At 74.6% G+C, this 6,605-nt stretch carries 6 protein-coding genes and 1 pseudogene; 1 reads left to right on the top strand and 6 read right to left on the bottom strand.

Features of this window, described 5'->3' with window-relative positions; genetic code table 11:
• Positions 1-212, top strand: a pseudogene (locus E1291_RS42745) (cation acetate symporter); the annotation flags it as partial.
• A 482-nt stretch (positions 213-694) separates the two neighbouring features.
• Here the strand turns inward: E1291_RS42745 and E1291_RS37460 are convergent.
• From E1291_RS37460 to E1291_RS37435, 6 genes are all read right to left on the bottom strand, one after another.
• A complete protein-coding gene (locus tag E1291_RS37460) occupies positions 695-1,543 on the bottom strand; it encodes a deoxyribonuclease IV (RefSeq protein ID WP_131742790.1) in 849 nt (282 codons plus the stop codon).
• 46 nt (positions 1,544-1,589) lie between these two features.
• The gene (gene pknB / locus E1291_RS37455; RefSeq protein ID WP_242614624.1) at positions 1,590-3,572 is read right to left on the bottom strand and encodes a Stk1 family PASTA domain-containing Ser/Thr kinase; all 1,983 of its coding nucleotides are present in this window, start codon (positions 3,570-3,572) and stop codon (positions 1,590-1,592) included.
• Positions 3,573-3,671: 99 nt separating this feature from the next.
• Complete coding sequence (locus E1291_RS37450) at positions 3,672-4,661, bottom strand: DMT family transporter (protein WP_131742788.1); 990 nt, start codon at positions 4,659-4,661, stop codon at positions 3,672-3,674.
• 163 nt (positions 4,662-4,824) lie between these two features.
• Positions 4,825-5,745, bottom strand: coding sequence for a thiazole synthase (locus E1291_RS37445; protein ID WP_278045305.1), 921 nt, complete (start codon positions 5,743-5,745; stop codon positions 4,825-4,827).
• 2 nt (positions 5,746-5,747) lie between these two features.
• Positions 5,748-5,948 carry a sulfur carrier protein ThiS gene (thiS, locus tag E1291_RS37440; RefSeq protein WP_131742787.1) on the bottom strand — a complete coding sequence of 67 codons (201 nt, stop codon included), beginning with the start codon at positions 5,946-5,948 and terminating at the stop codon, positions 5,748-5,750.
• On the bottom strand, positions 5,948-6,605 hold a 658-nt coding region (locus E1291_RS37435), incomplete at its 5' end, for an FAD-dependent oxidoreductase (RefSeq protein WP_131742786.1). The genes E1291_RS37435 and thiS, both read right to left, overlap by 1 nt.

The following is a 6,605-nucleotide window of genomic DNA, read 5'->3' as shown; positions in this document are numbered from 1 at the left end:
GGCTCGCCGCCGCGGCGGGCGTCGCGCGGCTGTACTGCGGTCCCTGGCACGGCTGGCCGGCCGCCGTCCTCGCGCACCCCGCGATGCCGGTCGCGCCCGCCTCGTTCGCCGTGATGGTCGCGGTCTCGCTGCTCACCCGCCGGCACGTGCCCCGCCGCGCTGACCGCGCCCTGGCCCGGCTGCATCTCCCCGAGGACGTCTTCGCCCGCTGACCGGCCACGGGACGCCCTCGGGGCCCCGCGCCGCCTCGCAAGGCCGCTCCCGATCTCGCCCTCCGCACGCCGGCCGGCCGCCGCCTCCCGATGTGGACCGTTCCCGCCCGTCGCGGGGAGACCGCTCGTCGCGCCCCGCCGACCGTTCGCCGCGCGACTACGCTACGCACGGCTCCGACTACGTACCGCTCACCGAGGGCGGCGTTTTCCGGCTCCCGATCGATGGCACCAGACCTCTAGTGTTCTCAGTGGCACCAGGCATCACACCGCCACCGGAGGGGCGGGCGGCACGGCGGACGGCACCACCGTCCACCGCCGCGGACCTCCCACAACAGCAAATCCGGAGATCCGGCGGACGCCACGCGCACGCCGGATCGTGAGTCGCTGGATCCCGTACCGGGGGGGTGGGATCCGGTGACCTGTGGCTCGGGCGTCGTTGAACAGTCGGGGGGTTGTTCAGCGGCGCCCGAGCTCTTTACGCCTCAGGGGCGAAGGTTCTTGAGGGTGGCGATGTCCTTGCCGTGGGGCCCGGGAGCGCGCCCCGGCGTCTCGATGACGAACGGGACGCCGGCCACGGCGGGGTGCCGGAAGAGGTCGGCGAACGGCCGCTCGCCGATCAGGCCGGCGCCGATGTTCTCGTGGCGGTCCCTGGCCGAGCCGCATGCGTCCTTGGAGTCGTTGGCGTGGACGAGCCCGAGACGCCCCTCGCCGACCGTGGCGACGAGGGCGTCCATGGTGGCCGCGACGCCGCCGGGGGCGGCCAGGTCGTGACCGGCGGCGAAGGCGTGGCAGGTGTCGAAGCACACGCCCAGCCTGGGGTGGTGCTCCAGGCGCTCGAAGAAGGGCCCGAGGTCCTGCACCTTGGCGCACAGCATCCGGCCCTGCCCGGCCATGGGCTCCAGGAGCAGGTCGGGGCCGTCGTCGGGGATCTCCTCCAGCAGCGGCAGGACGTGCTCGTGGATCTGGGCCATCGCCTCGTCGTAGGTCTGGGTGACGGCGGAGCCGGTGTGGACGACGACGCCGCGGGCGCCGATGGCCCGGCCCCGCACGAGGCAGTGCCGGACGGTCGCGACCGACCGGGCCAGCGTCTCCGCGCTGGGCGACCCGAAGTTGACCAGGTAGGGCGCGTGCACGTACACGGGCATGCCGGCGTGCTCGCGGAGCTTCTCGTCCTCGGCGGGGCGGCCCTCGGGCAGCGCCCAGCCGCGCGGGTTGGCGACGAACACCTGGACGGTCTCGGCGCCGATCTCCGCGGCGTACTTCAGCCCGCCGGTGGCCAGGCCGCCGGCGACGGGGACGTGGGCCCCGACGGGGCTGCGCGTGGAGGTCATAGGCGGCTCAGCCTAGCCGCCCGCCGCCGCGCGGCGGACGGGCCGGTCAGGGGCCGCGGACGAGGGTGATCGTGGAGCCGCGGGGGGCCTGGCCGCCGCTCGGGCTCTGGAAGCGGACGGTGTCGCCGCCGAACCCGGTGACGTTCACGTTGAAGCCGGAGTCCTTCAGGGCGGCCTTGGCGTCGTCCACGTCGCGGCCCGTCATGTTCGGGACGGGGACCTCCTGCTTCCCGCCGCCGTCGTCGCAGCCGAACTGGAAAGGCCCGGCGTCGACGAGGCACTCCCGCTTGCTGACCACCAGCGTGACCTTGTCGCCGCGGGACACGCCCGTGCCCTGGGCCGGGTCCTGGCTGATGACGGTGTTGGGCGGCTTCCCCTCCGCCTTGCGCCGGTCGACCTTGACGTCCAGTCCCAGGGAACGCAGCTGGTTGGCGGCGGACTCGCCGTTGGCGCCGACGAGGTCGGGCATGGACATGCCGCTGCTGAGGACGACGGAGACCGGCTCGTCCGGGGAGACCTTGTCACCGGCGGCGGGATCGGTGCTGATGACCCGGTCCTTGGCGACGGTCTGGGAGACGGACGTGCTCGTGCGGCCGATGGTGAAGCCCTTGTCCCGCAGGATGCCGCGCGCCTCGTCGAGGGACTTGCCCTGGACGTCGGGCACGTCGCGCGGCGTCCGCCCGCGCGACGGGGTCAGCGTGACGGTCCGGCCCTTGGCGACCCGCGCGCCGGGGGGCGGGTCGGACCGGGCGACCTCGCCCTTGCGAACGCGGTCGTCGAAGACGGGTTCGGCGACCTGGACGTCCAGCCCGCCGTGCTTCAGCTTGCTCCGGGCCGCCTCGACCTTCATCCCGATGATCTTCTCGGGGACGTGGTCGTACTGGCCGGAGGTCTGGTACCAGAGGGCCCAGCCGAGGATCACCGCCGCGACGGCGCCGAGGGCGACCAGGACGTAACGCCCGGTGAGCACGCCGATGGCCCGGTCGGTCCGGGTGCGCGGCTGCCCGTACCCGCCGTCGCCGAGGGCGCCGGGCGGGGGTCCCGCGGCCGAGGGGTCGAGGACGGCGGTGCGCCCCGCGCCGAACTCGGCGGTGCGCCCGGCGGCCTGCCCGGCGGCGGGCGGCGCCGGGGTCTCCAGCACCGAGGTCTCCCGGTGGGCGGCCTCCTCGACGCGCCGGTCGAGGTCGCGGGGCAGCCCCGCGGCGACGTCGGCGACCTCCGCGAGGTACTGGCCGGCGTCCTGCGGGCGTCGCCCGGGGTCGTGGCTCGTCGCGTCGGTGACCAGCTCGTCGACCCGCCGGGGGAGCCCGGGGACCTCGCCGGACGGGGCCGGGACGACCTCGTTGACGTGCTTGTAGGCGACGGCGAGCGCGGTGTCGGCGCGGTGCGGCAGATGGCCGGTGAGCAGTTCGTAGAGCATGACGCCCGCGGCGTAGACGTCCGAGCGGACGTCGGCCTTGCCGGACAGGACCTGCTCGGGCGCCAGGTAGCCGACCGTCCCGATGATCAGGCCGGTCTTGGTCAGCTTGCTCGCCGACTCGGCCCGCGCCAGCCCGAAGTCGGCCACCTTGACCGTGCCGTCCTCGGCGATCAGCACGTTCTCGGGCTTGACGTCGCGGTGGACGAGCGCGGCCCGGTGGGCCGCGCCGAGCGCCGCCAGCACCGGCTGCATGATCTCCAGCGCGGCGCGCGGGCCGAGCCGGCCGCGCTCGTTCAGCAGCTCGCGCAGGGTCCGGCCGGGGACGTACTCCATCACCAGGAAGGCGTGCTCGCCGTCGGTGCGCTGGTCGTAGACGGCGACGACGTTCGGGTGCGACAGCGCCGCGGCGGTCTTGGCCTCGTCGATGAAGCGGGCGACGAAGTCCTCGTCCGCCGCGAGCGCGGGGTGCATCACCTTGATCGCGATGACCCGGTCGAGCCGGACGTCGCGCGCCACGTACACGGTGGCCATGCCGCCCCGCGCGACCCGTGACTCGATGCGGTAGCGCCCGTCGAGCACCCGCCCGACGAGGGGATCGGCACCCGTCATGTCCACCCGACGGAGTCTACGGGCGCTTCCGCGTGGATCTCATCACTCGGGAGGATGAGCCCTCCTGGGCCCGGGGAGGGAGGCCGGGCATGCCGCCGGTCACGATCCCGTCGCGACGCTCTCGGCGGGGAGGGTGTCGGCGAGCGGGTCGCCGGAGGCGTGGGCCTCGCGCGGCGCGGCGGCCCGGCGGCGGCCCCCGGTGCTGCGGGAGACCGCGACGCCCGCGAGGCACAGCAGGCCGCCGGCGAGGGTGATCAGGCCGGGGACCTCGCCGAGGAACAGCCACGACATCAGCACGACCAGCGCGGGCGCGGCGTAGGTGGTGGCGCCCATCTTCTGGGCGGACGTGCGCGCCAGCGCGTACCCCCAGGTCGTGAAGGCGAGCGCGGTCGGGAACACGCCGAGGTAGATCATGTTGAGGGTGGCGCCCGCGGGGGCGTCCTGGGCCTGGGAGACGAGCCGCCCGGCGAAGGGCAGGCACGCGGCGGTGCCGATGGCGCAGGCGAACGTGGTGAACTGCAGGGAGGAGGCGTATCGGAGCGCGGGCTTCTGGCTGACGACCCCGGCCGCGTACACGATGGCGGCCAGCAGGCACAGCAGCACGCCGCCGATGGAGGACCCGCCGCCGCCCGACATGGACAGCCCCACGACGACGGCGCCGGCGAAGGAGACGGCCATGCCCGCGAGCAGGCGCGGTGCGAAGCCCTCCTTCAGCAGCCAGCCGCCGAGCACCGCGATGAGGATCGGCCCGAGGTTGACGACCAGCGCCGCCGTGCCCGCGTCCACGAGCCGCTCGCCCCAGTTGAGGACGACCATGTACGCGCCGAACCACAGCAGCCCGGCGGTGATGATGCCGGGCCAGGCGCCCCTGGGCGGCAGGCCCTCGCGGCGGGCGAGCCAGAGCGCGCCGAGCACCACGGTGCCGGACAGGAGCCGGCCGAGGGCGAGGGGCCCCGGGTCGTAGTCGCCGCCCGCGCTGCGGATCGCGACGAAGGCCGACGCCCAGAGCACCACCGTGACCGTCGCGGCCGCGACCGCGAGCTTGTCGATCCCCCGTCCAGCGGGCGCGGACGTTGCAGACTGATTCATGTCAGGCACCTTAGGTAGGGGTCGCTTCCATGAACACCGCAGGGGCACGTGCGGTTGCACTTGCACGGCCTCGGCGGCGTGCTCCAGTCTGGGACGTTCCTATATTCAGGTCCAGTGAATACTTCTACGAGAGATCGTGAAGTGGAGCTTCATCGCCCGGTCGTCAGCCGCCGGTGGCGAGGCCCTCGAAGGGGGAGGACGCCTGGGCGTGGTGGCGTTTGGGGATGCGGCCCGCGAGCCGTGCGAGCCGCCCCGCCTCGACGGCGTACCGCATCGCGGCGGCCATCCGCGCGGGCGACTGCGCCCGGGTGACGGCGGTCGCGAGCAGCACCGCGTCGCAGCCGAGCTCCATCGCGAGGGCCGCGTCGCTGGCGGTGCCGAGCCCCGCGTCCAGGATGACCGGGACGCCCGCCCGTTCGACGATCAGCTCGATGTTGTGCGGGTTGCGGATGCCGAGCCCGGAGCCGATCGGCGAGCCGAGCGGCATCACGGCGGCGCAGCCGGCCTGCTCCAGCCGGCGGGCCAGCACCGGGTCGTCGTTGGTGTAGGGCAGCACGGTGAACCCGTCCGCGACGAGCTGCTCGGCGGCCTCGACCAGCTCGATCGGGTCGGGCAGCAGCGTCTGCTCGTCCGCGATCACCTCGAGCTTCACCCAGGACGTGCCGAGCGCCTCGCGGGCCAGCTTGGCGGTGAGGACGGCCTCGCCCGCGGTGAAGCACCCGGCGGTGTTCGGCAGCACCCGGATGCCGCAGCCCGCCAGCACGTCCAGCACCGAGCCGCGCGCCGCGGGGTCGACCCGGCGCATCGCGACGGTGGTCAGCTCCGTCCCGGACGCGACCAGGGCCTCGCGCAGCACGTGCATGCTGGGCGCGCCTCCGGTGCCCATGATCAGCCGTGATCCGAGCTCGTCGCCCGCGATGACCAGCCTGTCGGCGTCCGCGGCGTTCTGGACGTTCGCGCCGTTCCCGGTGCCGTTCGCGTGCACGCCCGTCCTCTTCCCGTCCTCCATGTCCCCGTCCTTCACGTTCTGGTTCGCCTTCGCCGTCAGTCCCGTGTCCCGCCCGGTGTTCCGCCCCGGGGCCATCGTCAGCCTCCCTGGACGGCGGTCAGCACCTCGAGGCGGTCCGCCTCGCGGAGCGTCGTCGCGTCCCAGGCCGACCGGCGGACGACCTCGTCGTTCAGCGCGGCCGCCACGCCGGCGCCCGAGGCGGTCACGGCCGCGACCGCCTCGGTCACGCTGGAACCCTCGGGCAGCTCGCGCGGCTCGCCGTTGACGATGACGTTCATCAGTGCACCTCGGGGGAGAAGCGGTCGGGGGTGAAGGGCGCGGCCTCCGGCGGGACCGGGCGGTCCAGCAGCATCGCCGCCAGGATGTCGGCGCTCACCGGGGTGAGCAGGACACCGTTGCGGAAGTGGCCGGTGCCGAGGAAGAACCCGGGGAGCGCGGTCGGGCCCATCATCGGGGCGTTGTCGGGGGAGCCGGGCCGCAGCCCGGCCGAGACCTCGGCGAACTCCAGCTCGGTGATGCCCGGCAGCAGCTCGCGGGCGTCGCGCAGCAGCTCCCAGAGCCCCCCGGCGGTCACCCGGGTGTCGAAGCCCATCTCCTCCTGGGTGGCGCCGATGACGACCTCGCCGTCGGTGCGCGGCACCAGGTAGACCGAGGAGCCGCGGACCAGCCCGCGGGTGGAGCGGCGCAGGAACGGCGTGCGGGTGCGCAGCCGCAGGACCTGGCCCTTCACCGGGCGGACGGGCGGAACGATCCCCTCCGGCAGCCCCGCCAGGTCTCCCGACCAGGACCCGGCGGCCAGCAGCACCCGGTCGGCGGGCAGCGTCGAGCCGTCGTCGAGCCGGACCCCGGTCGCGGCGCCGCCCGCGACGGCGACGCCCTCGGCGCGCCGCCGGACGAGCCGGACGCCGAGCCGCTCGGCGGCCGCCAGCAGGGCC

The organism is Actinomadura roseirufa (assembly GCF_900659635.1).
Classification (GTDB): domain Bacteria; phylum Actinomycetota; class Actinomycetes; order Streptosporangiales; family Streptosporangiaceae; genus Spirillospora; species Spirillospora roseirufa.
The sequence above is the reverse complement of the archived record's forward strand: the minus strand, read 5'-3'. Positions and strand labels throughout refer to the sequence as shown.

Coding starts and splice junctions, on each gene's coding strand:
- E1291_RS37460 (WP_131742790.1), bottom strand. CDS start 1,543: ATGACCTCCACGCGCAGCCCCGTCGGGGCCCACGTCCCCGTCGCCGGC.
- pknB (WP_242614624.1), bottom strand. CDS start 3,572: ATGACGGGTGCCGATCCCCTCGTCGGGCGGGTGCTCGACGGGCGCTAC.
- E1291_RS37450 (WP_131742788.1), bottom strand. CDS start 4,661: ATGAATCAGTCTGCAACGTCCGCGCCCGCTGGACGGGGGATCGACAAG.
- E1291_RS37445 (WP_278045305.1), bottom strand. CDS start 5,745: ATGGCCCCGGGGCGGAACACCGGGCGGGACACGGGACTGACGGCGAAG.
- thiS (WP_131742787.1), bottom strand. CDS start 5,948: ATGAACGTCATCGTCAACGGCGAGCCGCGCGAGCTGCCCGAGGGTTCC.